At 54.2% G+C, this 25,924-nt stretch carries 23 protein-coding genes and 3 pseudogenes; 13 read left to right on the top strand and 13 right to left on the bottom strand.

Annotated features, from left to right (window positions below):
* Nucleotides 1-47 precede the first annotated feature (47 nt).
* The gene (locus tag LIW51_RS18215; RefSeq protein WP_227377880.1) at nucleotides 48-1,289 is read left to right on the top strand and encodes an MFS transporter; all 1,242 of its coding nucleotides are present in this window, start codon (nucleotides 48-50) and stop codon (nucleotides 1,287-1,289) included.
* A 456-nt stretch (nucleotides 1,290-1,745) separates the two neighbouring features.
* On the opposite strand, the gene LIW51_RS18210 is transcribed toward LIW51_RS18215, so the two are convergent.
* Complete coding sequence (locus tag LIW51_RS18210) at nucleotides 1,746-2,294, bottom strand: hypothetical protein (protein ID WP_227377879.1); 549 nt, start codon at nucleotides 2,292-2,294, stop codon at nucleotides 1,746-1,748.
* A gap of 1,316 nt (nucleotides 2,295-3,610) precedes the next feature.
* Between LIW51_RS18210 and LIW51_RS18205 the strand changes: the two genes are divergently transcribed.
* On the top strand, nucleotides 3,611-3,778 hold the full coding sequence (locus LIW51_RS18205) for a hypothetical protein (protein ID WP_227377878.1): 168 nt from the start codon (nucleotides 3,611-3,613) through the stop codon (nucleotides 3,776-3,778).
* A gap of 263 nt (nucleotides 3,779-4,041) precedes the next feature.
* Here LIW51_RS18205 and LIW51_RS18200 read toward each other — a convergent pair whose 3' ends face one another.
* The gene (locus LIW51_RS18200; protein ID WP_227377877.1) at nucleotides 4,042-4,812 is read right to left on the bottom strand and encodes a hypothetical protein; all 771 of its coding nucleotides are present in this window, start codon (nucleotides 4,810-4,812) and stop codon (nucleotides 4,042-4,044) included.
* Between the two features lie 5 nt (nucleotides 4,813-4,817).
* Nucleotides 4,818-5,915, bottom strand: coding sequence for a PQQ-binding-like beta-propeller repeat protein (locus LIW51_RS18195; protein WP_227377876.1), 1,098 nt, complete (start codon nucleotides 5,913-5,915; stop codon nucleotides 4,818-4,820).
* A 233-nt stretch (nucleotides 5,916-6,148) separates the two neighbouring features.
* Between LIW51_RS18195 and LIW51_RS18190 the strand changes: the two are divergent.
* Nucleotides 6,149-6,810: pseudogene (locus LIW51_RS18190) on the top strand (dienelactone hydrolase family protein).
* Nucleotides 6,811-7,187: 377 nt separating this feature from the next.
* Nucleotides 7,188-7,721, top strand: a complete 534-nt coding sequence (locus LIW51_RS18185) for an Rrf2 family transcriptional regulator (RefSeq protein WP_227378267.1) — start codon at nucleotides 7,188-7,190, stop codon at nucleotides 7,719-7,721.
* 471 nt (nucleotides 7,722-8,192) lie between these two features.
* Here the strand turns inward: LIW51_RS18185 and LIW51_RS18180 are convergent, their stop codons facing one another.
* Both LIW51_RS18180 and LIW51_RS18175 read right to left on the bottom strand, forming a co-directional pair.
* On the bottom strand, nucleotides 8,193-8,900 hold the full coding sequence (locus LIW51_RS18180; RefSeq protein ID WP_227377875.1) for a DNA polymerase domain-containing protein: 708 nt from the start codon (nucleotides 8,898-8,900) through the stop codon (nucleotides 8,193-8,195).
* 627 nt (nucleotides 8,901-9,527) lie between these two features.
* The gene (locus tag LIW51_RS18175; protein WP_227377874.1) at nucleotides 9,528-9,755 is read right to left on the bottom strand and encodes a hypothetical protein; all 228 of its coding nucleotides are present in this window, start codon (nucleotides 9,753-9,755) and stop codon (nucleotides 9,528-9,530) included.
* Nucleotides 9,756-10,613: 858 nt separating this feature from the next.
* Between LIW51_RS18175 and LIW51_RS39230 the strand changes: the two are divergent.
* From LIW51_RS39230 to LIW51_RS18160, 3 genes and pseudogenes are all read left to right on the top strand, one after another.
* Nucleotides 10,614-11,167, top strand: a pseudogene (locus LIW51_RS39230) (DUF2243 domain-containing protein).
* 141 nt (nucleotides 11,168-11,308) lie between these two features.
* Nucleotides 11,309-12,319 (top strand): succinylglutamate desuccinylase/aspartoacylase family protein, encoded by a 1,011-nt coding sequence (locus LIW51_RS18165; protein ID WP_227377873.1) that lies wholly within the window; start codon nucleotides 11,309-11,311, stop codon nucleotides 12,317-12,319.
* A 4-nt stretch (nucleotides 12,320-12,323) separates the two neighbouring features.
* Complete coding sequence (locus LIW51_RS18160; RefSeq protein WP_227377872.1) at nucleotides 12,324-13,226, top strand: SDR family oxidoreductase; 903 nt, start codon at nucleotides 12,324-12,326, stop codon at nucleotides 13,224-13,226.
* A 42-nt stretch (nucleotides 13,227-13,268) separates the two neighbouring features.
* Here LIW51_RS18160 and LIW51_RS18155 read toward each other — a convergent pair whose 3' ends face one another.
* From LIW51_RS18155 to LIW51_RS39225, 4 genes and pseudogenes are all read right to left on the bottom strand, one after another.
* Entirely contained in the window at nucleotides 13,269-14,021 is a 753-nt protein-coding gene (locus tag LIW51_RS18155) for a YqjF family protein (protein WP_227377871.1), read from the bottom strand.
* A 28-nt stretch (nucleotides 14,022-14,049) separates the two neighbouring features.
* On the bottom strand, nucleotides 14,050-14,763 hold the full coding sequence (locus LIW51_RS18150) for a YqjF family protein (protein ID WP_227377870.1): 714 nt from the start codon (nucleotides 14,761-14,763) through the stop codon (nucleotides 14,050-14,052).
* Nucleotides 14,754-15,233: an RDD family protein gene (locus LIW51_RS18145; protein WP_227377869.1), complete on the bottom strand. Its 480-nt coding sequence runs from the start codon at nucleotides 15,231-15,233 to the stop codon at nucleotides 14,754-14,756. Before LIW51_RS18145 ends, LIW51_RS18150 begins: the two co-directional genes overlap by 10 nt.
* A 162-nt stretch (nucleotides 15,234-15,395) precedes the next feature.
* Nucleotides 15,396-15,554 (bottom strand): annotated as a pseudogene (locus tag LIW51_RS39225) (type II toxin-antitoxin system RelE family toxin); the annotation flags it as partial.
* Between the two features lie 183 nt (nucleotides 15,555-15,737).
* On the opposite strand from LIW51_RS39225, the gene LIW51_RS18140 reads away from it, so the two are divergent.
* Nucleotides 15,738-16,502 carry a proteasome assembly chaperone family protein gene (locus tag LIW51_RS18140; RefSeq protein ID WP_227377868.1) on the top strand — a complete coding sequence of 255 codons (765 nt, stop codon included), beginning with the start codon at nucleotides 15,738-15,740 and terminating at the stop codon, nucleotides 16,500-16,502.
* Nucleotides 16,503-16,648: 146 nt separating this feature from the next.
* Complete coding sequence (locus tag LIW51_RS39960) at nucleotides 16,649-16,813, top strand: DUF7835 family putative zinc beta-ribbon protein (RefSeq protein ID WP_438267390.1); 165 nt, start codon at nucleotides 16,649-16,651, stop codon at nucleotides 16,811-16,813.
* Between the two features lie 171 nt (nucleotides 16,814-16,984).
* Here the strand turns inward: LIW51_RS39960 and LIW51_RS18135 are convergent, their stop codons facing one another.
* A complete protein-coding gene (locus tag LIW51_RS18135) occupies nucleotides 16,985-17,290 on the bottom strand; it encodes a HalOD1 output domain-containing protein (RefSeq protein WP_227377867.1) in 306 nt (101 codons plus the stop codon).
* 163 nt (nucleotides 17,291-17,453) lie between these two features.
* On the bottom strand, nucleotides 17,454-18,164 hold the full coding sequence (locus tag LIW51_RS18130) for an aminoacyl--tRNA ligase-related protein (protein WP_227377866.1): 711 nt from the start codon (nucleotides 18,162-18,164) through the stop codon (nucleotides 17,454-17,456).
* A 396-nt stretch (nucleotides 18,165-18,560) separates the two neighbouring features.
* On the opposite strand from LIW51_RS18130, the gene LIW51_RS18125 reads away from it, so the two are divergent.
* The gene (locus LIW51_RS18125) at nucleotides 18,561-19,121 is read left to right on the top strand and encodes a DUF2238 domain-containing protein (RefSeq protein WP_227377865.1); all 561 of its coding nucleotides are present in this window, start codon (nucleotides 18,561-18,563) and stop codon (nucleotides 19,119-19,121) included.
* A 942-nt stretch (nucleotides 19,122-20,063) separates the two neighbouring features.
* The gene (locus tag LIW51_RS18120; RefSeq protein ID WP_227377864.1) at nucleotides 20,064-20,753 is read left to right on the top strand and encodes an SOS response-associated peptidase; all 690 of its coding nucleotides are present in this window, start codon (nucleotides 20,064-20,066) and stop codon (nucleotides 20,751-20,753) included.
* Between the two features lie 218 nt (nucleotides 20,754-20,971).
* Here LIW51_RS18120 and LIW51_RS18115 read toward each other — a convergent pair whose 3' ends face one another.
* The gene (locus LIW51_RS18115; protein ID WP_227377863.1) at nucleotides 20,972-21,214 is read right to left on the bottom strand and encodes a hypothetical protein; all 243 of its coding nucleotides are present in this window, start codon (nucleotides 21,212-21,214) and stop codon (nucleotides 20,972-20,974) included.
* Nucleotides 21,215-21,540: 326 nt separating this feature from the next.
* Entirely contained in the window at nucleotides 21,541-23,277 is a 1,737-nt protein-coding gene (locus LIW51_RS18110; RefSeq protein ID WP_227377862.1) for a GH39 family glycosyl hydrolase, read from the bottom strand.
* Between the two features lie 609 nt (nucleotides 23,278-23,886).
* Here LIW51_RS18110 and LIW51_RS18105 point away from each other — a divergent pair.
* Together LIW51_RS18105 and chrA are read left to right on the top strand one after the other, a co-directional pair.
* Nucleotides 23,887-24,345 (top strand): hypothetical protein, encoded by a 459-nt coding sequence (locus LIW51_RS18105; RefSeq protein WP_227377861.1) that lies wholly within the window; start codon nucleotides 23,887-23,889, stop codon nucleotides 24,343-24,345.
* Nucleotides 24,342-25,742 (top strand): chromate efflux transporter, encoded by a 1,401-nt coding sequence (chrA, locus tag LIW51_RS18100; RefSeq protein WP_227377860.1) that lies wholly within the window; start codon nucleotides 24,342-24,344, stop codon nucleotides 25,740-25,742. The genes LIW51_RS18105 and chrA overlap by 4 nt, the downstream gene beginning before the upstream one ends.
* Nucleotides 25,743-25,924 lie beyond the last annotated feature (182 nt).

Raw genomic sequence — 25,924 nt, 5'->3', positions numbered from 1 at the left:
TGCGGAACGAGAACCGCGATCCGACTGCATGCTCCCGATAGGTGTGAATGTACTCGCGAATAACGCAATCAGACGTCTACTATGGGTGGTTCGTGGTCGGCGCGTGCTTTCTCGGCTCGCTGGTCGTCTTCGGCATCTCGTACTCGTTCGGCGTCTTCTTCGACCGGATGCTCATCGAGTTCGGCCGCTCTCGTGGCGAGACGTCACTTGTCTTCGGCGTCCAGACGTTCGTGATGTACGTCGGTGCGGCCGTCATCGGAGGCTTCGTCGACCGCTACGGGACTCGACGGCTGCTACTCGGCGCGATGGGGCTGCTCGCAGTCGGCTTAGGTGGCGTCGCCCTCAGCACGTCGTTCGTACAGGTCATGCTCTTCTACGGCGTCGTCACGTCGCTCGGATTGAGCATTGTCTACGTGGTCGCGTTCGCGACCGTCCCCCGGTGGTTCGGCCGGCGCCGGGGTTTCGCCGGCGGTCTCGCCAGTGCGGGGACGGGCGTCGGGATGTTACTTGCCACGCCCGCGGCCTCCACGCTCATCGTCGCCATCGGGTGGCGGTCGACCTATGCGCTCTTCCTGATCGTCGCGCTCGCGCTGCTCGCCATCGCGGTCACGGTCATCGCCGGCGATCCGCACCAGCTCGACATCGACGCGACGGGCGAGTTTCCGGATGGTCTCGTCACCGAGCGCCGGATGACCTCTTGGCGGGATCAGCTCCGCGAGACCGTCGGCGTCGCCCGGACACCGTCGTTCCTCCTCGTGCTGCTCGGGTGGGTCGGCATCTACGCGACGCTCTACGTCGTCTTCGCCCACCTCGTCGTCTACACGACGGATGCCGGCATGGGCCGCAGCGTCGGCGTATGGGCGCTCGGCCTGGTCGGGGGTGCGACGAGCCTCTCCCGACTCGTGATTGGCCTCGTCTCCGATCGGTTCGGCCGGGTTCGCGTGTTCGTCACCTGTTCGGCCGTGATGGGCCTGTCGACGCTTGCGCTGACTGCAACCGGCTCCGCGCTTGGCGTCTACCTGTTCGCACTCGTCTATGGCGCTGCCTATGGCGGGAACGGAGCGTTGCTCTCACCGCTCACCGCCGATCTGTTCGGTGCCGACAACATCAACGTCGTCTTCGGGCTCGTCTCCGTCTCGTTCGCGATCTCCGGGTTGCTCGCCCCGCCGGCCGCGGGCGTCGTCTACGATGCGTTCGCCAGCTACGCTCCGGCGTTCGCGGTGGCGGGGGCGCTCGGTGTGCTTGGGGCCGGACTCGTCGCGGGTGCAAACCGCCTGGAAGCCGCGTAAAACATCCGATCACGAGTGCTCACAACACTGATGAACCCTGCTCTGGCGAGTAGACCTGTCGTTCGCGTGCTGTTCGCTGGGTGAAACGAGATGTCTCTTGCTGTTTGTTCTCGAATTGCGTCCATTGACCTTGTGACCCAACCATCGGATCGTACCCATACGTGTAGGGAACCGTTTTCAGTCCGGTGTCGATTCTGATCCCACCGAAAATATAGAGTATATTATTGAGAACTGCAGCTCCCATTGAGAGTTTCGACATAGGCATGGTTTTGGGTTCTATGGAGATGCAGGTATGCAACAGATCCATCCTCTACACATGAAATCATTTTTCTAATGATTTAAGACTGATTTCGTCATGACTCGAGAGGGATTGCTCAATGCGTTTCCCACGCCATCCCAACGGCGACACCACACTCGCTGCTGCACGAACCAGTAATTCTCGATAAAACTCAGTATCTACTCACTCAGCTCCTCGCTGGCAAGCATCACTCGCTCACGCGAGTGCTTTGCATCGTCCACCACCACATACGACACACTTTGACCAGGCGCACGCGTCAACCCTAAATCAGCCGCCCGCTCCAGTGCCGCCACACTCCGCGTCGATTGTGAATAGTCCTCCCGGTGCTTCGAAACCCGATTCATGATTACCAACTCGCTTGGATCAACCGCCCCACGCTTCAATCGATCAACCCACGACCGCAATTCCTCACAGACCGCTTCCGGATCATGATACTCATCGACTGCTCGAATCAACGCTTTCTGCGCATCGTCGATATACGATGGCGTACTTCGCTGCCGACACTTGATTCCTCTGTACTTGTACTCGTCCTCCCCAGCGACCTTCCCGAAATACTTCGTCAGCGCACCAGCATCCGAATCGCGCAACGGAACGAACGCAATCCAGTCGTAGTGGGCTTCGTGTTCCAGGCGGATTTCCACCTGGTCGGAAATCTCCGATGCAAGCTCAGACAGCGATGTCTGGTCCTTCCCTTCAATCGGTGTCACCCACACGCTATCAACGATGCCGTGCAGAATCCGCTACCCATTTGCTTTGAGTATCATTTTCATCTCCAAGAATTCCAATTCTGGAGCATCACTTCCTGTCCCCTTCTTCGGGAGCGGCTTGTCAACTGTATACACTGAACAATATCAGTATAATTCGAAAATATTTAAATAGCAATCCCGATATTGATTTTACACATCATCCATCTGGTGGACAATCGCCAGATGTCACACGGTGACGCGTAGAAAGAAGAATAACTATGACCTATCCATCACACCGGATATTCGCTCTCAAGCACAACAGTAGGGCGTCTGTCTCCGGAATGCATCTGCCGCTCCTCTGGAATCGCATCCAGGCTGGGGTTGGCAAAGTGCCTGCGTGTGGTGGGTGGGTTATATCGATTCCTGCGCCTCACCCTCACGCTCAGCCTCTCCCTGCCTTCGCCGCATAGGATATGCGCTTCGGAGGCGGCCTTGGGCTGGGTTTCAGGTTTCGATCTTCGTCCGTTCGAAGCTTCGAGGCGAACCCTATTTCCCCAACAGCAGGTCACTATCATGAAATCCTGAGCGTGAGCACAGGTTTCTTGATACACTCTGTCTGTTGACACCGCTTCCAATATGTATCCTATACTGGTGAGCCAATGGAAAGGCTCGCGTTTGGTGACGGAACGCCCCACACCGTAGGCTATCGCCGATCGTGTGGAGGCCAGATCATGAATTGAGGATCTCCCCTCGGTTCACTGGCTCATCGAACTCAACTCCAACCCATAGCGGTACTCGCTATGGAGGTACGCACCTCCCTGAAGACCGACCTGCAACATCGGTCTTGGAGGCAACCGTCTTCGCCCAGTAACCGGCGAAAGCGCTGCCTTCGAGATGGATTCATAGCGTCTTCGTAGAGGCATCGCTGCTCCAGGAAGAGCATTCGCTGTATCGCCCGCAAACCGACTCAATCGACTACACAGCTATGAGACAACCACCCCCAAAACGATCGTCATACGACCAGAGTCAACATACTACCAGCCGGTCACCCCCTAGCCATCATGACCAGATACGCCCAGTTGTTGTGATCCTGCTTGGACTACCTGCGCTCATAGTGTTTGGGTTCATGCTAAGCACTACTCCCGTCCTTGCGGCAATGATCGTGGCCCTCGCTGGTATATCAACACTTTCAGTCGTTGGGCCCTACATCGTCGTCCGACTCGTCACTACAGTGCTTGAGCGACGGGATCCAAGCCGTCGGGTGATACCAAGCATCACTCAGCCAAGCACGAACTCCGAGTCTGATCAAACCGACAACTGAATCACGCATGAAGGAGATGACCGAGCGTGTCCCCGGTGTGAGCGACAAGACGTCACGACCACTATCGATCAGTGACGCAACGTGCGTCTGTGGGCATCACATCGAACTCACGGTCGGCCCTCCCGACGTAGCTGGGTGGATGCGAGCCCACGAAGCCAACGCGGGAGGGAACGGAGGGTGCTAATTATAGCGTTGTAATCACGGGGGTTCGCAGAACCCCCATTTCGGCGGCACCACCACAAGAGATTCACACCGCACTGCCGGTGACACATGGTGGTAGTAGTGTGTTGACTACGGTGGAGTGCGTTTTTTTCTGCGTCATTTTCTGCGAAATGGAGGGGTCGCTCTCGCGATCCCCCTCTATTACAACGGTATAATCGAATCCGGACTATAACAACCAGCTGCAGTAGAATCGGGAATCTCGAGCAGTTATCGCAGCGCGTGAGATCACTCAGTGAGATCCATCTCTCGAAGAAATACAGCAACAGTCCCAGCATGGAGTACGCCGGCGAGTGCACTCCCCATTGCACCAATGATCGGAATACTTGCTAATAGGTGGTTGAGTCCACCCACGACAACGATTACTCCAAATAACGTCCACCCATTCCCAGCTACCAGGTCCCAACTCTGCCGAAGTGCCGATCGAATCGGGTATCCAGCGATGAGCAATCCAGGCAGAGGGAACAAATGCACTGCCAGCACGAACAATAGAATAGCTACTGGCACAAACAGTACAGCGCTGCCGCCTTCGAACTGAATGTCTCCAGTTGCGACCTGAAAGAGCGTGACAACCACCGCATATCGAATAACTGCAGTCGATGTGAGCGGAACATTAAGAAGACGAGCAAGCGCAAAGGCACCAGCACCGATTATAACGAGGAGACCGAGTGCTTCTAATCCGATCGCCCAGGCGAGCCACTGAGTTTTGAGGTCAACAAGCGCCGACAGAGGAACGTTTGCTCGTGAGAGAATCGTAATGACGATTCCATATGAGATCGAAAAGTCTCCTTCCTGAACGCCACTAAAGCCGACCGTCGGAATTGGATCATGTAGCTGAAGCCAATCAATACCGGAGATGATGACACCAGCGATAACAAGTGCAAGGGCTGCAGATGGTATCGATCTGAGACGAGTAAGTGCCATCGTAAAGAGCGATCGAACCGAAATTGGATGTCCTCTCTCCGGAGACACTGTCTCATCAACACCATCAGTCGGCATGGTACTCATGTTTCCTCCAGTGCGTAGAGATGACCATTTCCAACCGCATAGAGTGTCTCACTAACAACCGCCGCTGGCGACCAGGGAAGTCTTTGATCACCTTCCGTAAACCGCCACCGAGTATCGCCGGTAGCAGCATCGATGGCTACGAGTCCATCGTCTTCAGTGGGAACGTATACAACACCGTCAGCAACCGTCGGTGGCGCAAACTGTGGCTCTTGCTCCGGTGCCATTTTACTCCGCCAGCGTTCACTCCCATCGGCAATATCGATAGCGACGAGCCAGTTCTGATCATCACCACGGAAGCCTGCGTACGCGACATCCTCAGCAACAGCCACCGCTCCGTAATCACGATCGAGGCCGCTAGGTTTGTACTGCCAGCGAGTCGATCCATCGTAATTTGCCCCAGCTAACCCACGATCAGTACCGATAACAAGGCAATCAGGAGCAGCGGCGACAGAGAGTGGCCGAAACGAACTGGTACCAATCGAGGACATCGCACTCCCTGTCTCAAGGTTATACCTGATGACCCCTTTACTGAACGATGGGACATAGACGGTGTTATCCCGAACAGCTGGCCGTGCTTCGCCACCAGTTCCATGCCATCGAATATCACCACTGCTAGCATCGATCGCGAGTAAGTCGTTGAGGGCGGTGACAAGTACAGTGCCATCAGCCGCGACAGGAGGGATCTGTTGTTGACCACCGCCAAAGAAGTAAACAGTGTTGTCCAGAGAGGCCTGCCATCTAGTACTTCCAAAATGAATGCCTGCAAATGAACGCCCACCCGTCGGATGGAGACCCTCTGCACCCGATTGTGTTGCAAAAGCGAGTGTCGGGGAGCGGTATGCTTGAGCAGTTATGACAGCTGGTGGTGCTGGATATGAGCGGTCAGCCCGAAAGATTTGCGTGCCGTCGATGGCGTCAACACACAAGAGTTCTTGATCAACGGCATACACACGACCTTCAGCGATAATCGGTGTGGACTTGTACGTAAACCCAAGTCGGGTGTTGAGTGGTCGTTTCCAGCGAACCCGAGGATTCTCCTTGGGACCACTCGCAGTCCGAGAATAGCTTGTTCCGGCTGCATCGTATTGTTCCATTGGCCACTCTCTTTCACTGGGAGTTCGGTTGGTAGTTGGAGGGTGGTCTGCTGTAAGAGGTGAAATTGCAACGACCGACCCAGCCATTGCACCACAGACAGAAAGCATCCGTCTGCGGGAGATATTGTGATCCATACAGTGAACATATTATTCCCTACATAAATAACATACAGAGAAGAATAGAAGAGCACAAAGAGCACAACTATATTCCATTCCGAATCAGATAGGAACGCATGAATTCTACGGAATCCATATCGATCGATGACCGAGAGCTACAGCTCTACATCACCTCGCCAGGGTCGGACTCTTATCCCGGAATACTCCTCGTCCATGCGTGGTGGGGATTCAACGAGTGCTTCAGAAACATCTGTGACCGATTGGCAAGGGAGGGCTTCCTTGTTGTGGCCCTGATCTCTACTACGGGAACGTCGCCTCGACCATTGATGACGCGGATGCCATGTCATCAGAACTCGACGCAACACGAGCCATTGAGGATGTCTTCGCTGCATTCGATTACCTCCGTAATCATCAGCAGCTCGCCAACGGACTCGGAGTGATGGCGGCCTCGATGGGCGTCTACTATGCACTCAGGGTGGTCCAAGATCGACCGAGCGACATCGATGCGACCGTCCTCTTCTACGGAACGAGCGATGGGGATTACGAAGGGACATCGACTACTGTTCTCGGCCACTTTGCAGAGAACGACCAGTTTGAAAGCGAGAGCGATGTCAAAGCACTTCGGGAGCGATTGCAGGCTGGAGACGGCTCGGTTTCCTTCCAGACGTATCCTGATACCGAACACTGGTTCTTCGAATCCGATCGGCCGGAATACGATGAAGACGCCGCCGAGTTAGCTTGGTCCCGAACGGTTGAGTTCCTTCGGGCTGAGCTGTGAGTTGCTACTAAATATGCGCCTTGCCTTCGGCACGACTACTGAAACCTACCATCGACTGAGGGTTCTCAATGTGGCCGTGATTTTTTCTTCCATAGTTATGAAACATCGGAACAAATGCCTCTCTAAAGGTATGATCGTCAGAGAAACGATTTGAGACTGATTTCATCATAACTCGAAAGGAATTGCTCAATGCATTTCTCACGCCACCAAGTTGACCGCGTTGAGGTCAATCACATCCACTTGGAATTCGTTCCGGGTTGTGCCGAAAGTTCACGGTTCATTCACAACAGCAACCTGCACAACAGCGGAATTGAGGATAAGAGATGAGACAATTTAAAAAAGCTGGATTTAACCGCTGGGAGATCAGAGAGTTCGATATGTCATCAATCGAGCTGACAGCAAGTCAGAAGACGATTCTGACTGCCCTCGTAAATCTGCATAGCGAGTCCGAAGACACGGTGAAAGGCGAAGAGATTGCAGACGAAGTCGATCGCAATCCAGGGACGATCCGCAATCAGATGCAATCACTGAAAGCACTCCAACTCGTCGAAGGAGTGCCTGGACCGAAAGGTGGATACAAACCCACAGCAACTGCTTTTAATGCCCTCGATATACAGACGCTGGATGAAGCAGCGAAGGTACCGTTGGTTCACAACGATGAACCAGTAGAGAACGCAAACGTTGATCAGATTTCGCTGAGCAGTGTGCATCATCCAGAGCGCTGCCGTGCGGAGGTACATATCCAAGGATCTCTGAGTGATTTCCACAGTGGTGATGCAGTCCGTGTTGGACCGACCCCACTCTCAAATTTGGTTATCGAGGGCGAACTCGACAGCACGGATACGACAGAGAATATTCTCATCCTCAAAATTCAAGCGATGCAAGCATCGGCCGACGACTCAGACCACTAACGTCGACCGACCCGAGTTTTCATTCAATTACCGCCCCCACAATAAGGAGCCACAAAAGTGTATAACAGAGTACGATAGCGGTTCGCATTTATTGTGATATTATTCTAACTCGTTGCCTGAAGATCAGTAAGTCTCCCCCAAAGTGCTCCGCCTGTAGAGCACACATGTTTCGAACAATCCTTACCGCAGTCCTGGTGGTCTGCGTCATCACTACGTCAGTTGCACCTGCTGTGGGGGTAACCAGCAATTAGGGACCTCTCCAGACGGAGCAGCCGATGAGTGTGCAAGGGTGGCTTGATACCGTTGGGGATCTTCTACACCAGCCCGACCGCGTCCTTGATAATCTGGCACAGGTCACGGAGCATTTCAGCGAGAGTGGCGAGTCTGAAGCTGATGATTAGCTAATGTACGATAATTAAGCGCTAACTTCAGGCTATGACACGGCTCAGCAATCCTAATTACATGTCCCAATCAACTGAATGACTGCAAACTAGGTTCGGTATACTGCCTTAACTCCTGCTCAATATCTGACTCCCGCCACCCAAGTGGCGATAACACACTCACTGCAGCACGAATCAACAACTCCCGATATAATCCAGTATCATACTCGGTTGTCCCCTCGTTTGCTAACGCCACCCGCTCACGCGATCGCTTTGCATCGTCGATCACCACATACGACACACTCTGACCAGGGGCACGCGCTAACCCCAGATCCGCCACTCGCTCCAATGCCGCCACACTCCGCGTCGATTGTGTGTAGTCCTCCCGTTTTTTCGAAACCCGATTCGTGATCACCAACTCATTCGGATCGACCGCCCCACGCTCAAGTCGATCGACCCACGACCGCAGTTCCTCACAAACCGCCTCTGGGTCACGGTACTCATCCAACGCTCGAATCAACGCTTTCTGCGCCTTATCAATATACGATGGCGAACTCCGCTGGCGACACTCGATGCCTCGATACTTGTACTCGTCTTCGCCAGCAACCTTCCCGAAGTACCTCGTCAATGCACCAGCATCCGAATCACGTAACGGCGCAAACGCTATCCAATCGTAGTGGGCTTCGTGTTCAAGCCGAATCTCCACCTGCTTAGAAATCTCCGATACAAGCGCAGACAGCGACGTCTGTTCTTCTCCTTCAATCGGTGTCACCCACACGCTATCGACGATGCCATGCACAATGCGCCATCCGTTCTCCTCGAGTACCCCTCCACAGATGACAAGGAGGGCGCAAATTGCGCCCCCTTCGATGCGGAAACAACGGTTAGCTACTGTGGGGTGTAATTACTCCCGCTTTTTTCACCGAGATTGCGAGATGGAAAAATTCGGGAGAACAGGTCTGGCGTAATTACGCTTCACTTCCGGGTGTTAATTACGACAGTGTAATCTTGGCTGGGACAGTTTCGCTGAGAACCGTGCTCCGGTTGGAGTCTGTTGTGGCCGAACGTGTTTGTTTGAACAGATTGTTCAGCATCGTGTTCTTCGATGAAACGCGTTCTGGACACGGAGGTTCGTCGTGTTCTGGAAGCCGTTGTCGGCACGTCTGACGGCGTGAACTTGGATGTGAGTAACGCCCGGGACGGACGTGAGAGCAGCATCACATTGCAATTCTATTATGGTTCGACTGACGACTCCACTGGGTGCAGGAGTCGGTGACAAGTATGCGTGCAACTGAGCCTTGTGATGGGGCTTCGGCTCCGAAAAGTGATTAGCGAAGTGGTTGTCTCCATTTCGGTGAGGAATAACGGGTCTGCATCAGTGGGATTCTCATGGAGTCATCTTCTAATATACTCGCTCGGCTGTGTTTCACTCCGTCAGGTCAGCACGGTAGACAGGGCGACCGTTCGAGAGGCTCGCCACTTTATGAAATCCTGCGTGCTCAAAAGCAGGAACGAGGCCCATATAGTCCGGTGTTCCCGACGTCCCTATCTCCGCCGGTTCCTCCGGGTATCCTTCCACCGCTGTCCCACCGTTCGCCCGGACGTGAACCTTCACCGCCTTCAGCAGGTGAGTGGAGAGTCCCTGTCCGCGCACGTCCTCGCGTAGATAGAAGCAGGTCTGAGGGCTGGAAGCGGACGGTTCGCAGGCGGAGATAATCAGCAGCGCCGAGCAGTAATTTTCTACTTGCAGTTCCAGAGGTCATACCTCGCGCTCTTTCTCTCCTCGCCGTCTTTCGCGTCGCTGTTGCCGCCGCTTTTTACGGACCTGCCGCCTCGTCTGGCGGACGATACGGCGCGCCAACCGACGGAGCTGCCTTTGGTTGCTCATGATGTCATTCTCCCATCATTTACTACCGGAAGGACACGGATAACCGTAGCGGCCGTGTCACCCCATGATGGGCAGGTACGATTCGTCATGCATAGCCAACCGCGGAATTTAGCTTGACAGTCCAAATTTCGCGGGAGACTGTGCATGACGAATCGTACTGAGCCGACTTCAGGTATATTAATTAGCTCCCTAGTCGGCATCAGTTCCAGGGGATGCTCAAACTCTTCCTTTACCGTGAAGTGACTGGGTTGGGCTATCACAACTCCAGAGAATGGGATTCTGATGCGTGTCTACCGGCAAAATAAGAGGTGTATAGTTCCAGTGGAGAATCCGTAGACTCGACGCTATTCAGAGTGGGCAGCGTGAAAAGAAGGCATGCATCACTGGGCCAAACTCCGAGGTTGTGGTCATATGCGTTCCTGGCAGTAGTTGAGACTGGCCTTCTCAATGCATATAGGATGAGCTACCCGGGATATGTTCAAAACAATCATTATTGAAACATCTGGTAGGATGATGTGCAGATCGAACAATCTTGGGTGTCGATGTCCAGTTTTCCTCTCGTTCGGATAGTTACGTCGTCTGTGGATAATGCGCGCTTTTCTGCCTACAGCCCGTACGCCTCTTATGAGCGATCAGGCCGAGACATGGTTCGGGTTGCCGCGGCGAGCCAAGCCGCTCGTGCAGGCCGGGATTCTCCTCGGCTTGGGACTGGGCGGGTTCTTCGACGGCATCGTCTTACACCAGATTCTCCGGTGGCACCACATGGCCTCCGCCGTCACCGATACGACGACCGTGAGTGGCCTGCGACTGAACGTATTGCTCGACGGGCTCTTCCACGCAGTGACGTACATCTTTACCGTTGTCGGAATCGTCCTGCTGTGGCGGGCGTGGCGAACGCCGAACGTCCCGTCTCGGGCCGGACACTGTTCGGGTCGGCCGTCCTCGGCTGGGGGTTGTTCAACGTCGTCGAGGAGATCATTGACCACCACCTGCTGGGCGTCCACCACGTCTAGCCCGACGGCCCCGGTCCCGTCCTCCTGTGGGACCTCGCGTTCCTCGCGTGGGGCCTGCTGTTCGTCATCGGCGGCTACACCATCGTTTGCGGCGATGACGCCTTAGTCAAATCTCCTGGACGGAACCAGCCACAGGCAGAATCAGAACCTGCACCGGATCCATGAGTTCTGCCGAACGAAGTGACGGAGAATGCAACGCTGTGGTCATGTTCGAATCGGACGTGGAACGAGCGACTCCAATCGATCGCGTGTCGGGGTCACGTCTCCACCCCGTCCTTTTTCGACGTGCCACCCGTGATACTCGGTATGCCGTCCCACACGCCAGAACCATTCCGATACGAGGGTGGAAGCGTCGATCCCGGCGAGACTGAGCACTTCCGGTTCGAAGTTAGCGAGGCGTACGTGAGCGACCCGATCCGCGTCCCCATCACGGTGATCAACGGTGAAGAGGGGGGATCGACTGCGTTCCTTACTGTGGCCGTTCACGGGAACGAACTCAACGGTATCGATGTCCTGCGGCGCGTCGTTGACGACCTCGATCACGACGACCTCGCCGGGACCCTCGTCTGCGTCCACGTCGTGAACGTCCCCGGGTCCAATGTGCAAGAGCGTGCCGTTCCGGCCGAGGACGACCTGAACCGTTCGTTTCCCGGCAGCGAGGACGGAACGACCTCAGAGCGGATCGCCCGCCAGGTGTACGCCAATTTCATAGAGCCGTGTGACTTCGGCATCGACTTCCACACGTCGACGGGTGGACGGACCAACGTAATCCACGCTCGCGGTGACCTCGACGACCCTGAGGCGTCGCGACTGGCGCACGCGTTCGGCACGAATCTCATCGTCGACGGGGCGGGACCACCGAACTCGCTCCGACGCGCCGCGACCGAAGCGGGAACGCCGACGATCGTCGTGGAGATGGGCGAAGCAAACCGGTTCCAAGACGAGGTGATCGAAGACGGTGTCAGGGGCGTCCAGAACGTGCTCGCCGAGTTCGAGCTCCGTCCCGCCGACGCCGTGGAGTGGCCGGGATGGCGATCGATCGTCGATCCCGACAAGCGGGAATGGCTCCGTGCGGACGCGGGCGGGATCGTCGACATGGACGTTTCGAACGCCGATCCCGTCCGCGAGGGCGAGTTCCTCTGCACGATCCGGAATCCCTTCGACCGAGAACTGACGGACGTCGAGGCACCCTTCGCGGGGATTCTCTTCAGCAGGCTCGAAAACCCGGTCGTCTACCCGGGTAGCCCCCTCTGTCACATCGCAGCCGTCGACGACTCGACGCTACGAATCGTCGAGACCACGAGGGGAGCGCGGTGAACGGATGACATCAATGATGGGTCGCGTAATCGACGACCGGACGGAGACAAGCGGCGGCGAGACGGCCCTCATCACTGGTTGTTCGACCGGAATTGGCCGGAAGACGGTTCGCGCCTTCCTAGCGGCGGACTGGACGGTGTATGCGACGGCGCGCGATAGGCACGACCTCGGTGGGCTGGCCGATCGGGGCGCGAAGACCGCCGCTCTCGACGTGACGAACGAGGCGAACGTCACCGCCGTCGTCGATGGTGTGCTCACTGCGGAGGGTCGCATCGACTGCCTCGTGAACAACGCGGGCTACGGGCAACTCGGGGCCGTCGAGGACGTTCCCACATCGGATGTTGTCCGGCAGTTCGACGTCAACGTCTTCGGCCCTCATCGCCTCGTTCGCGCCGTCCTCCCGCACATGCGCTCCCGAGACGCCGGCCGGATCGTGAACGTCTCCAGCGCCGTGGACCGATTCGTCCTGCCAGGGACAGGCGTCTACTGCGGCTCGAAGTTCGCGCTGCGAGCGATGAGCGACGCGCTCCGACAGGAGCTGTACGGGACCGGCGTCGACGTCGTCGTGATCGAACCCTGGCTGACGGCGACGGACTTTTTCGAGCGTGCCGTCGATGAGACTCGTCGGCTCAAGCGATCCCAGCACCATACCGGACTCTATGACCTCCTCGGACGACTGGAAGCCGTCGACGCCGACGTTCCCGGCGTCGCCGATTCGTCCGTGGTCGCGAAAACGATACTTCGCGCGGCGACCGAAGAGAATCCCGACGCCTACTATCTGATGAGCCTCCTGGCGAGGTGCTGGATCGCCGCGGGGAGTCTCCTATCCGATCGTCGCCGGGACGCCGTCACGAACCTCGCCATCAGCCTCCTCGCGGGGGATGGCGAGTCCCGACGGCCCCGGTGATCAGCAGTCCGTCTCGTCGGTAGCTGGCGTCCGCGAAACGATTCACGCGTGTGCTGACGCCCACCAAGGCCGACACCGAGTCATCTCTGCGCAGACGCCGTGACTGTAGTAGGAAACTGGTCCCTCCGGAGGTTCGCCGAACCCGTTGGCGCGAAACAATCTGTTCCGCTCGACGGTCGCCTCGGCGCGACGCAGTGGCCACTGCTCGTGTCGGATCGCGGCGGAGTACACCGTCTCGTCGAGGGTCTCCGTGAAGAACCGGTGTCGCTCGGTGAGGAACCAGGCGAGCGAGTCCGGTTCCACGTCGAGTTCGCCACCGGACGGCCCGTACCGGGCGTCGAAGTGGAGGGGTCGACTCCCCGGATGCCGCCGCCGACACGTTACTCGCTGGCCGCCGTCGACCGGCTGAAGCTCGACGTCTGCGTAGTGATAGGGTGCATGGTAGAACAACCGCGGTAAGGCCGTCCCGAGTATGGACCCCACGTCCACGCTGAAGTAGTAAATGCCGGGGACTCCCCCGCACGTGACTTTCGTGTGGAAGTTGACCTCCGGGATGTCGAAGCCCACTGCGGCGGGGAGGCCGCGCGGTCGTACGTCGACGTTCTCCAGTGCGACAGCCGTGAGCCACGCCCGCCCGTCGAAGGTGTCGACGGACAGCGACCGTGGGAGGTGCGGGGCGACGACGGCCGGATCAATCGCCCAGTTCACGAAGAGCACGCGTTCCATTCCGAGAGTCACCGGGATGACCATGTGATATTTCGGGGCGCGACCGACACGACTGTTCTGCCTACGCACCGCCTCTCCCCGGGACCTCGGCGGACCATCACCGTGCGTTGGTACTGTATAGCGGTTCGCTTCGACTGGTTTCCACGTCAACGCCGGGACTGTAGTAGAGTTCTGGCTGGGTGTTTGGAGATGGGAGGCTGTTCGCTTTAAATAAGGTGTTTTCGTCGACCGCCATCTCTGCGGGGTAGAGTGTCCACCGCTCGTGGTCGACGTCTGTGTAGTGGACGGTTCCATCGGGGGCTTGCGTGTACAGTCGTCGTCGTTCGGTAAGGAATTCTTCGAGGGAGTCGGGCTCGGCCACGAACGGTTCACCCGCCGGCCAGTACGAAGCTTCGAAAGCCGCGGGTCTGTCACCCGGATGGCACCGCCGGCTTACGACGTTAACCTGTCCGTCTGTCCACCGAAAGCGACCCCGTGCATAGTAGTACGGTAGATAGTGGGTGAGGCGAGCACCGAGTACACTAAGAAGTCCCTGCGCGTCCAAGCTGAAAAAATAGATGCCTGGTTCGCCGCCGTAGGTAACGTACGTTCGCACGTTCAACTCAGGAAGGCGAATACCAGTCCACGCCGGAAGGCCACGCGGACGGGTCTTGACGTTGACAAACGGAATAATAGATACCCAGCCGGTGCCGTCGTATTCGTCGACGGCAAGTACATCGGGGAGGTGAGCGGCGAGACGGTCCGTGCTTACGGGCCAGTTTGCAAACAGGAGATGACGCCAGCCGAAGGCGAGGGGAATACTCACGTGCATGGCGTGTCCTCTCGACGGGCGTCCCGGCCCCCGAGTTCAGTCAGTGGTCCATCCTCGTATACGACGACCGTACCTGCGGCGAGATCACCGAGCCGCTGTCGACGCTTGGTAACCGCCATCGACGTTAGACCTACGAGATATGCCACCGGCAACCAATCGACGACCCGGAACACAGTACGGATCGCTGCCGCATGATACGTACAAGGTTCGCCGCTTTCCTTTATCACGGTGATTCGAAACAGTTTCTTCCCGAGCGTCTGGCCGGCCGCTCCTTCCAGGAAGATGTGGTACGGAACCGCGATGAGACCGCTTATCGCTGTGCCGACGGCGATACGCCGTCCGATGGATTGTTTGGACTCATTCCGGAAGGCCGAGATAGCCCCCGCGATCAGGAGAGTATCCGCGATGTACGCGAGTATGCGCCTCCGAATTATCTCTCGGTCAACCGCGTCGGTCCGGGAGAGAGTCATATCCGGAGTTCGGCCTGGCGATTGAAAGATCTTCCTTCACCGTAGGATCCCCTGCCTCATCGTGCGATCATTCTTCGATCCGTCGACGGAGCGAGATAACAACAATACCGCGCCAGACAGCAGTAAAGACTAGCTTTCAATGCATACGGGACGTTGCGAACCTCAATCGTCAGCGGTGTATACACCACTTCGGTGTTCGATTCGATGGACTTCGAGAACGGACTCGTCGTAGTTGACGATGCAAGCGAGACGGTACTGGCCGATGCGGAGTTTCGAGAATGGGCCACACGTAAGGGGCTCAACGAAGTTGTCTGGGTCTCGTCACTCTGAGTCGACGATGGGAAGTCGAAGTCCTCTTTCCTTCATAAGCGCCAGTGGAAATGGCCACCGCGGTGTCCTCGACGAATCCTAAAACTTGCTCCCAGCAGCACGGTGCCGTCTTGCTGTGAACAAGCGGGTTACTTTGCCGCTATAGTAAAGAGCGATGTACTCGTAGACCTCTGTATGTCTGATTTCCAGTCACATGTGACGTTTAAACAACGTACAGAATACAAAACAGACCAACCAACACTCGTCGAAGGCCTCCCAGGCCATGGATTAGTCGCTGCAATCGCAGTCGATCAAATCACACGACAACTCAACCTTGAGCAGTACGGAACAATTCACTCTGAAGAATTTCCGCAGATCACATCCTTTAATGACGGGCGTGTTCAGGATCTTGTTCGTGTCTATCGAGGTGAGGATCCAGCGGTGATGACGCTCCAAAGTGATATTGCGATTCCTCCGTTTAGCTATCAAGCGCTCAGTCAATGTGTCTTGGACGATTTAGCGAATGAATTCAAGCGGGCTATTTTTCTGGTTGGTGCGCCGGCGCAAAATGAAAGCCAAATCGGAGACGTCACAGGGGTCGCAACGACTGACACTGTCGAGGCAGAACTCACCGATATTGGAATACCACTTGCGGAAGAACCAGGTCTCGTTGGTGGGGCAACTGGTGCATTAGTCAATAACTGCTATCATGCCGAGATCCCAGCAGCCGTGCTTATTGTCCACTCGAATCCGTTTTTCCCGGATCCAACCGCTGCCCAAGCGGTTATTGAGACTGCACTGGAACCGCTCGTTGAGTTCGATATCGACACGATTGAACTTGAAGAACAGGCCGATACGATCGAACAACAGCTCCACCAAGTTGCAGAGCAATATCAACAAATGGTGCAAGATCACCAGATCGCACCACCTTCGTCACCAACGCCAAGCATGTATCAGTGATATCTGACGGCGAATCTGCAGGTTTCGGTCCTGAACTGATCGTCCTCAAACTTTTTGGTGGTAAATGCCTGGCGTTGAATACATAGTACTGTGAAGCAGAAATTAAGTTCTCATCAGTACTCATGAGTATTCGGGGGTAAATGACGATGGGGGTAAAAGACCACAGAGCAAACGCGTTTATCGAACGGTTCGAGACGTGTAATCAAGAGACCCTGCATGACGTCTCGATCGAAATTAAAACGGAAAGCAAGAAGCGAGAGAACGCAAAATTTTCTCGTGAACCATATCGAACCACGCAATGCCTTATTTGAGGTAGCAGATACAGCCAACGAATGAACAATGCCTAAGCAGGATTCTATTCGTCGTGTTATTACTAGTAGCAAAGATAAGCAGCTGATCTTCTCACCAAACTCATAAAGAGCAAACACCCACGTTGACTCTACGATCACTTCCAGAACTCGAACAACTGTCGTCCCAGCATCCTATTCATATAACGGTGTGATCTCAATCCGGCCATCTGCACTGACCATCACCAAGTGATCATTTACAGTAAACGTGATGTGGCCATTGCTTCGGGGTGTCCCATCGTACTGGGGCTTAAAGAGCTGATCGAGGGCATCTGGATTCACGCTCCGATAGAGAGCCTGCTCGCTCTCGGTCACATCGATACCTATAGCATCGGCTAATGCATGGGCGAGTGTTGTCGTGAGGGCTGTTGCTCCGGTCTGACCGTAGTAGGTGACGTACCGGCGGGTCGGATCTGGTGTATTGGAGGTCTCTGGAATCATCGGAACTACTCGTATTGGACGGGTTGGTTTGCGGTACTAGTCCTTCGTATAATATATGTTATAGACCGACGGGTTTTCTGCGAACAATGAATAGTGCTGAATGGGTATAAACTCACTGCTGAGCCTGACTAATCGCTCGATTACGGAGGTTGTGAAGCTTCACTTACCGATGTTCGTCTGATATTCCGAATCGACACTCTGTGGCGGTGCAAGAGAGTAACTCTACACTTCCATGTTCGACTGGGGCGATAAACTCCTCAGAGGTTGAGCCACCCATCACGCTGTTATCTGCCTCGACGATTGTAAACTCAAGGCCGAGATCTGTGTGAGTGCGCTCGTATGCTCCTCGGACGTCGTTATACGTCGTATCGAGACTCGTTTCATTCGCATGGAAGCTATAAGCGTCCTTCATCGTGAACTCTTTACAGCGAATCAGCCCGTTGTAAGCGTGATCATCCCGGAATTTCGACTCAATCTGATACACCAACAATGGTAGATCGTCGTACGAACGAATCTGCCCATCCATGAGATGTACCATCCCCTCTTCGTGGCTGGGTGCCAAGCACATCACTTGGCCATCACGATTTTCGAGCGTGAACATCTCGCCTTCGAAGGTTTTCCACCGCCCGCTCTGCTCCCAGCGCTGGCGATGTTGAAGGCCCGGAAGACAGACTTGCTGTCCGCCAATCGAATCCAATCCAGTCTGGAGCCGATGGATCACCTTCTGCCGAACCCGCTGCCCAGCAGGTGTGAATCCCCACAGCCCACTACCAAAGGGTCGAATGAGGCCCGCTCGAACCAGTAGTTGCGTCGTATTTATTCCTCCACCGTGTGTCGCTCGACTCGTGGGGAGGAAAAGGTCGCTACGACGCATCGCACTCACCTCTAGCGATGATGCTGCTTGTGGGTATGTCGTATCGATCAACTGTAGAGAACCAGCTCTTTGTACTATACTCGGATCGGAACGCGCCCACGGGCCGTGCTTGACCCGCAGGAAGTACGTGTACAACGCATCCACTGGAATGTTGAGTAGCTGGGTGAAAAGTGTTTCCTAGCTATGAGAAGCGAAATGGCTAATTCCTGGTACCCCCGAATCAATCTATGCGCAGGCTGTAGTGCGTATTCAGCGTGCCAACAGTCGAACGAGAGCACGTTACAGCATGGAATGTAGTCGGCTCATCACTAACGACAACGCATTTGGTCAGCAGCATTCAATAAGAATGGTATATCGGTCACCACCTGTCTCATTTACGAGGAAGAAACCCCGAACATGACGATCTCAAATTGGCTTGAAGAAGGTTTGCGTGGTGCTATCGCCGCCGTATTTTTCGAAGGAATCCGATGTCGAAACCCAGGAGCAATCGTGAATGCAGTTCTCGCCTTCGCGGCCACCTATTTTCCAGTCGTCGTCGAACATCAGTACGGGGTTACACTCCGACCGTGGCAGCGTGTATACGTGAAGACGGGGATGCTCATGCATGCCGTGGGGATGCTTGGCCCGTACGACGACATATGGTGGTGGGACCACCTCACCCATACTCACTCTGCGACTATCCTTGGTGGATTCATTCATGTGATTTCCCGTCAGCGCGACCGAGATCCTCGTCCCCACGTTCTCGCTGGTGTGTTTGCTATTGGTGTCCTCTGGGAACTCGCGGAGTACGCCATCCACTTTCTCTCGCGCCGGATGGGCCTCGATCCCCTACTAGTGTCTTATGGTAAGAAAGATACTTTTCTTGATATTGTTTTCAACCTCTTTGGTGCGTTCCTCGTGATCGTGTTCGCTGATACCTTCCTTGAAAATCTCACTCAAAGCGACGGTGACTCATAATGAAGGTGATCAGACTCGAACAAAATTACCAGCTACGTATTCGAGAGGCTGGAACTGACGGGTTTCCAGAAGGAGAGTCGTGGAGTTGTTCAGTATCATAAAAGAACGTCTGTGAAATCCGGGTGGTCGTACCGGGGATCTTCGTCCCGCCGAAATGTTGTGCGAAGTAGTTACGGACAGATAGACAGGTAGCTCAAATACACCGAGAAAGGTCGTGAGTTTGGAGAATCGAAATTGGAAAGAGATCGACGGCAGTTGTTCCGAACATAAATCCGACCATCCCATCGAGCAGATTGGCAGCAACACGTCCAATCGTATTCTCAAGGATCCTAACGGCGGAAAGGAGCTCATCCAAAAGCTTCGCAAAGCCGAGAAATAAAGAACTATTACCAAGACAAAGCTTACACCACGTTGAATATATGTAGGGATTAGAAGAATGCAACAAACACGCCGGAGGATTCTCCAAACAGGTACTGGTGGGATCGTAGCCGGTCTCGCTGGCTGCAGCAGTTTTAAACGAACGCTTCTAGGCCATCAGTTGGCTCATCAAATCACGATCGCAAACGTTCGGTACTCACCACTCCGACTGGATCTCACAGTGCGGGATGACTCCGGGAAAATTCTACTAGAAGAACACTTCCGGATCGCCTACGATCATGCCCAGACCAGTAAGCCGTTTCGTGGAACACCAGCGAAGATTCAGATGGACATTAACGGGGAAGAAGATCAAACATACGAGTGGCCCCGACCACAACAGGGCCAGTGCCAGGGAGAAACTGAGTCAACGACAATAGTCTCTTTCATGCCCGAGAAAACGTATGTACAGGGCAATTGTGAGACGATTACAACACGCTGACAAACCATCTCGGAGAATAGCGGATCGTCTACGTTGATCGAATGCTTCCTCCATACGTTGATGCATCTGTGGCGCGTATCTGAGCTATGTGTGGGCGAACCGCGCTCTTCATCAAGCAACAAGACCTCGAAGATCGCTTTGATGCGCAGGTTGTCACTGATGGTGGGTATACACCGCGATACAACATCGCTCCCGGAGAGCCGCTCGAAGTCATTACAAATGAAGCAACTGACGAAATCAATCAGTACCACTGGGGACTGATACCGTTCTGGGCGAATGAATCCGAAGAAGGGATCATCAACGCTCGCTCCGAAACAGCTGGCGAGAAACGTGTCTTTCAGAATGCGTGGAAATCACGGCCGTGTCTTGTCCTCTCATCCGGATTTTACGAATGGCAGCAACAGAATGGTGGCCCAAAACAACCGTATCGTGTGTATCGCGAGGATTCTCCAGCGTTTGCGATGGCTGGCCTCTGGGAAGTCTGGGAAAGAGATGAGCAGGCGATTCCATGTGTGACGATTCTAACGACCGAACCTAACGACGTGATGAAGCCAATCCACAATCGAATGCCCGTTGTACTCCCGAGTGAGGATGAAGATCGGTGGCTCTCCGCCGGACCGGACGAGCGCGAAGCGTTGTGCCAGCCGTATTCTCGTGATGACTTGGCTGCCTACGAGATCTCGACGCGAGTCAACAATCCCAGTCACGACGATCCATCGGTCATTGAACCACAGGAGCACGAACAATCGGGACTTGGTGAATTTACGTCAGAGTGAATGGGTGAGGAAGGAGTAGTGAAAACGGACAGACTGTGCTTCCCAAAAGGCGGTGATTCGAGCGATGCTACCGTCGGTTAGTGAATTGGGCGAAAATGAACCGAGAACCACTTGCACATGAAGAGTAGTTAGTTGAGATTCGGTTGCTCCACTGCCGCCTCTTGCACTAAGGAGACGTGGACAGGCTCGCAATTAATTTCAAATTAGTCTACTCGAGATTAAGTGTGGTCACAATTCTGTGCCAGCAATTGAAGGTCAATTTCCATCTCTGAAGAGACGAACGTCGCATAGCTGTTCTTTGCACAGTCCTGTCCGGTGATTTTCCACTGCACTGTTTGTTCTAAGGCAGGAGTCATATCATCAGTGGCAACTCGCAATTGATACGTTGCCTTTGGCACCTTCATACCGAGTTTCTGAACCACCCCGGGATCCACCAGAACCGATTCCTCCGGCTTGGTCATTGCCAGTATCAATATCGGTCAGCTGTATCCATGCTTCGATATTTTCGTTGGTAGTATTCAAGATATGAATTTGGACTGGAATCCGAGAATTGAGTCCCGACAGTGACTGACACCCTGTTAGAGCAGTTAGCCCTCCAACAGTGACAGTGAGCAGCCGACGGCGAGTGACAGAGGAAACCATATACAGAGATATGGTCATTTAGTAAATATCTTCTGGTGATATTCACTGACAATGTGATGAACCACATTTCTTTGACAACTATTCTGACCTATGAGCAACCAATTGGGTATTATCCTTACCTAGCTAGCGCGGCTAGTGTGATTACTTATACTGATACCAAGTCGGTAGTTATCATTTCACTCTTGATACCAGATGCGCTTACAGCACGAATCCCGTACCTACGGAATCTACTTGGCGGAACAGTGTCAACCCATATGGCTGCACGGAGAGGGACGGGGGTCAACCGCTTGGCCGGTTTTCCATCTTCCACCGCATACACTTCGTACGAGTAGAAGAATGGCTCACGATTTGGCTCCCATTGCACGATGACGTTTTCATTTTCGACAGTGGTTTCGATCCAAGCTGGCGTTGCAGGTGTATCTGGGATGACTGGCGTAATCCAATAAAGTACCGTCGTGAATGGGTCGAGAGTAAGTGTTGCATCCAATCGACCAGCGGTAAGTTCGACTCCTCGTTGAATCGGCCTTGAGACACTCAACTCTTGCAGTTTTCGAATTCGGCGGGCCTCGGCTGGTGTGGGAGATGGGTGAGAAAGTGATCGTCCTGCGGCCGTATACGCGTTCGAGTGATACCGATCAATCTGAAACTGGGCGAGATTCACCGTTTGCCAAGGGATATCGGTTAACGTATACTCGATCTCCCATGAGGACGGCTGATGAGTTATAACGTCGGGGTACACGGTGAAAAGCAATCCAAGATGCGTGTCAGCACTGGTGAGTGCATGAAAGAGATCAGTCTTCGGGAAGTAGTACTCTGAGCCTCTAACAAACGTTCCGTGCCGATTTCCTAGTAGACGCAGAAGTTCATAATAATTGTAGGCAGGGATTTTGAACAGATCGGTCGGTGATCGAGATGTGCGTGTCAGGATTGAACGCCGACCTCCGAATGATTCTTGGATAAGCTGCTGATTTGCGTTGTCGGACGCAGCGAGAAAACGAATATTGTTGGCGCTATACTGCTGGCTCAGCGCGTCATATGCGATACTGACCGCACTAAGCCACGCTGGGAACTGTTCCGTCATCCGGGGTTCATACGGTGTGTTGAACCCGAGTCTCATGTCCGATTCATTGTTGATTATCGAAATACCGTTGAATCGTTCTTGATCGATAAAGAGCGCCATGTCAGCAATTTCCTTTGCCGCGTTGACGATACGCCTGAGATTTGGTTCGGTATCCCCAGTTGATCCCTTTCCGTGGAACGAGATGAAATCACATTTGACCTCCGGTTCATCGCTGAGAAATCGGAGAAAACGCTCCATCAGTGGCGCACCAGCATTTGGATGTTTATGTGGAAAATATGCGATCGTTGGCCCACTGAGCTGGATATCTATGACCCCCGCATCGGTAACTGCCTGTGACGTCGCTCGATAGAGGTCGAGATACGCCTCGAAATCATCCTTCCAAAATGTCGTGACGTTCGGCTCATTCCAGACGTCGAACCACCACTCAGAGATCGATTCACTGAACCGTGGGTCGGCACTCAACTCCGTGAAAAACTGCTGAACAAGTCGCTGCCAGTTCGTAAACGATGTGGGTAGCGTTGTTGGGTTGTCCGAGACTGCCGCTGGAAAGAAACTTAGAACAATATATGGTGTAAGTCCATGAGAAGTGAGTGCTTCAAGTGCATCAAACGTCGTCGAGAAATCGACCGGCCAGATTGGCAGGGGCCAGACCGTCCCACTCCCTCCTGGAGTAGCCGTTTCGTTCGTCCCACTATTTAGGACTCCGAACATTCGAACGGCCTCGATCGTGTCCGGTGAGGCGAACACGTAGTCAAATACTCGCTGAAACTCCGGGGTGAGAAACCAATCAATATCGAACACACCAACGATACCGAACTCCTCTGATCGAAAGGATCTCCGGGAAACGGCGTTATCGCGTGGGAGAACACGGGCTGAGGAAAGTAGCCTCGCGTGGCGAGTCGTCTGTCGTTGGTCGGTCACGGCTCTGGCAGATGCGATGGGAGTGATGGCTATTGTCCTGAGCAACTCACGACGCGTTAGGTGTCTACAGTGTTCATCCCCCATATGATCAGTAGATAGGGTCGAGAGTGATGAGTGTTGCTCGGTTTGAGCGGATTCCAATAGTAGGACACAACGACTGACTCAGACGCTCAATACCCATACTCACGCTGAAGGGCGCTCGCACGGTATCGCGATCTGTGGGAATACGTTGATTCACTTGATGAATGGGAAGCTCGAATCGACGACCAGTATGAAGCTCAAAAAACGATCGCCTTAGACAGTAATATCTCCGAGGAAGAGTTCGAGTCGTACATTCACCCAGAAAACGCCGTTTTGACGCCCGTTCGGCTTCGCGACCAGTCGCCGACAGTTGAATGGCGAGCACTGGATATATCGCTTCCGAGTCACTTACTTCGGCTAATAGAGGATGTCTCGGTACTCGTCAGTCAAGTAGATGAAAAAGAGGTAGTGATTGGCGTCCCTGGCATCCGTGACCACGAAATTGGGATTCCGCCGTTTGGGAAACTTCGCACGTTGAGTGCGACTGCAATTAGCGATGGATTAGCCTCTGAGGAGGTTCGTGACTATCTGACGGAGATGGGATTTGACCTTTCGAAGTATGCTCCAATCGCCGAGCGAGTTATTGGCCCCTATCATATCTCAGAAAAAACAGCACAGGCGATTCGATTAGAATACGCAGGCGCGCTCCGTGCGGACGTTGAATTACTACGGGATGCATTCCGAGTACCTAACCCACAGGTGGCGATTGAAATCAATACGGGAATGTCTCATTGCAACAGTGAATCAGCGGACAGGACATCTAAGACAACAGCTAGTGGAGAACTATTGAGTATCGAGATACTCACCATCAAGCGACTATGTCCAATTTCATTACCCGTTATTTGCACACTGGAGGGTGTTGAATGATAAAAAACACAGGCGGGTCAGATGTTACAGAAGCCGGTGAGATAGGACATAACGTCTCGTTCCGGGAAGCGTTTTGGATTTGGGTGAAAGTCGCGATCTATAGCTTCGACGGTCCTGCAGGCCAAATTGCTGTCATGCATAAGTTACTAGTCGAACAAAAGCGCTGGATTAGCGAGAATCGCTTCCTACACGCAATGAACTATACAATGTTCCTCCCAGGTCCAGAAGCCCAACAGCTCACCATCTACATCGGGTGGCTTCTCCATAAAGCAAAGGGCGGGATTGTTGCTGGCGTATTGTTCGTTATTCCTGGCTTCGCCAGCATCCTTGCACTGAGTATCCTGTATGCAATGTATGGACAAGTGCCAGTGGTCATTGCCCTCTTTTTTGGGCTCAAGGCAGCTGTACTCGCCGTGGTTGTTGAGGCAGTCCTCCGTATCGGGCGGCGTGCGATCAAGAATGTATTGATGGTGAATGTGTCCGCAATCGCATTCGGTGCGATCTTTTTCTTCCAAATTCCGTTCCCAATTATTATCATTGCGGCGGGTGTTTGCGGCTACATTGGTAGCAAGGTGGCCCCCGAGACGTTTGTTGTTATTAACCAACAGGAAGTGATAGATATCGAAACAGAGGGTACTGCACCGGTCATCTCATCCGGCTTCCGCCACCATACCCAGCCATCAACAAGTCGGGCGCTAAAAGTGGCAGCGACGTGGCTTACGATCTGGTTTGCGCCACTCCTTATCTTGATACCCATATTAGGATTCAACTCGGTCTACGTCACTGAGGCGATTTTCTTCAGTCAAACCGCCGTTGTCACGTTCGGCGGTGCGTATGCGGTACTTGCATACATTGCTCAGCAGGCCGTTCAGACGTATGGCTGGCTCGCACCTGGAGAAATGCTCGATGGGCTGGGGATGGCTGAGACCACTCCAGGACCACTCATTCAGGTCGTTCAATTCGTTGGATTCATGGGTGCATATCGTAATCCAGAACCATTCAAACCACTTGTTGCTGGTGTCATTGGCTCATTTATTACCGCTTGGTTCACGTATGCGCCGTGCTTCCTCTGGATATTTCTTGGCGCCCCCTATATCGAATATTTCCGCGGTCATGAATCGCTCACAGGTGCACTTTCAACAATTACCGCCGCAGTTGTTGGCGTGATTCTCAATCTCGCGGTCTGGTTTGCACTGCATGTTCTCTTTGGAACGTTAAACGAACGATCTGCGTATGGGGTGCACTTACTGATTCCTGAGTTCGCAACGCTAAACGTCGCAGCACTACTGATTTCGGTTGGAGCGTTCGGTGCACTTTTTCGGTTCAAGCGGGGGATGCTTCGGACACTGGCTGCCGCAACCATAGTCGGGATGTGCTATCAGTTCTTCCTTGGCTGATCCGGGTTTGCGACTGTATTTGGAACAGAGCGTTTCGGTTCTTTCTCGTCTCTGTTTAGGACAGCTGATAGAGATTATCGACAGAATCGTCCAGCACGCTTGGTCGAGTAGGGCTATCGGTGTCTCAGGTGTATCATCGGTCGCAGCTTTCGCGCTTTCCGTCAGCATTCGCTTGTCGGTTA

The organism is Haladaptatus halobius, assembly GCF_020618475.1.
GTDB lineage: Archaea > Halobacteriota > Halobacteria > Halobacteriales > Haladaptataceae > Haladaptatus > Haladaptatus halobius.
This window is presented reverse-complemented; position numbering and strand designations above follow the sequence as displayed.

Coding starts and splice junctions, on each gene's coding strand:
- LIW51_RS18165 (WP_227377873.1), top strand. CDS start 11,309: ATGCCGTCCCACACGCCAGAACCATTCCGATACGAGGGTGGAAGCGTC.
- LIW51_RS18160 (WP_227377872.1), top strand. CDS start 12,324: ATGACATCAATGATGGGTCGCGTAATCGACGACCGGACGGAGACAAGC.
- LIW51_RS18185 (WP_227378267.1), top strand. CDS start 7,188: ATGTCATCAATCGAGCTGACAGCAAGTCAGAAGACGATTCTGACTGCC.
- LIW51_RS18215 (WP_227377880.1), top strand. CDS start 48: ATGTACTCGCGAATAACGCAATCAGACGTCTACTATGGGTGGTTCGTG.
- LIW51_RS18140 (WP_227377868.1), top strand. CDS start 15,738: ATGTCTGATTTCCAGTCACATGTGACGTTTAAACAACGTACAGAATAC.
- LIW51_RS18205 (WP_227377878.1), top strand. CDS start 3,611: ATGACCGAGCGTGTCCCCGGTGTGAGCGACAAGACGTCACGACCACTA.
- chrA (WP_227377860.1), top strand. CDS start 24,342: ATGATAAAAAACACAGGCGGGTCAGATGTTACAGAAGCCGGTGAGATA.
- LIW51_RS18125 (WP_227377865.1), top strand. CDS start 18,561: ATGACGATCTCAAATTGGCTTGAAGAAGGTTTGCGTGGTGCTATCGCC.
- LIW51_RS18115 (WP_227377863.1), bottom strand. CDS start 21,214: ATGACCAAGCCGGAGGAATCGGTTCTGGTGGATCCCGGGGTGGTTCAG.
- LIW51_RS18130 (WP_227377866.1), bottom strand. CDS start 18,164: ATGCGTCGTAGCGACCTTTTCCTCCCCACGAGTCGAGCGACACACGGT.
- LIW51_RS18150 (WP_227377870.1), bottom strand. CDS start 14,763: ATGCACGTGAGTATTCCCCTCGCCTTCGGCTGGCGTCATCTCCTGTTT.
- LIW51_RS18135 (WP_227377867.1), bottom strand. CDS start 17,290: ATGATTCCAGAGACCTCCAATACACCAGATCCGACCCGCCGGTACGTC.
- LIW51_RS18195 (WP_227377876.1), bottom strand. CDS start 5,915: ATGGAACAATACGATGCAGCCGGAACAAGCTATTCTCGGACTGCGAGT.
- LIW51_RS39960 (WP_438267390.1), top strand. CDS start 16,649: ATGGGGGTAAAAGACCACAGAGCAAACGCGTTTATCGAACGGTTCGAG.
- LIW51_RS18200 (WP_227377877.1), bottom strand. CDS start 4,812: ATGCCGACTGATGGTGTTGATGAGACAGTGTCTCCGGAGAGAGGACAT.
- LIW51_RS18145 (WP_227377869.1), bottom strand. CDS start 15,233: ATGACTCTCTCCCGGACCGACGCGGTTGACCGAGAGATAATTCGGAGG.
- LIW51_RS18120 (WP_227377864.1), top strand. CDS start 20,064: ATGTGTGGGCGAACCGCGCTCTTCATCAAGCAACAAGACCTCGAAGAT.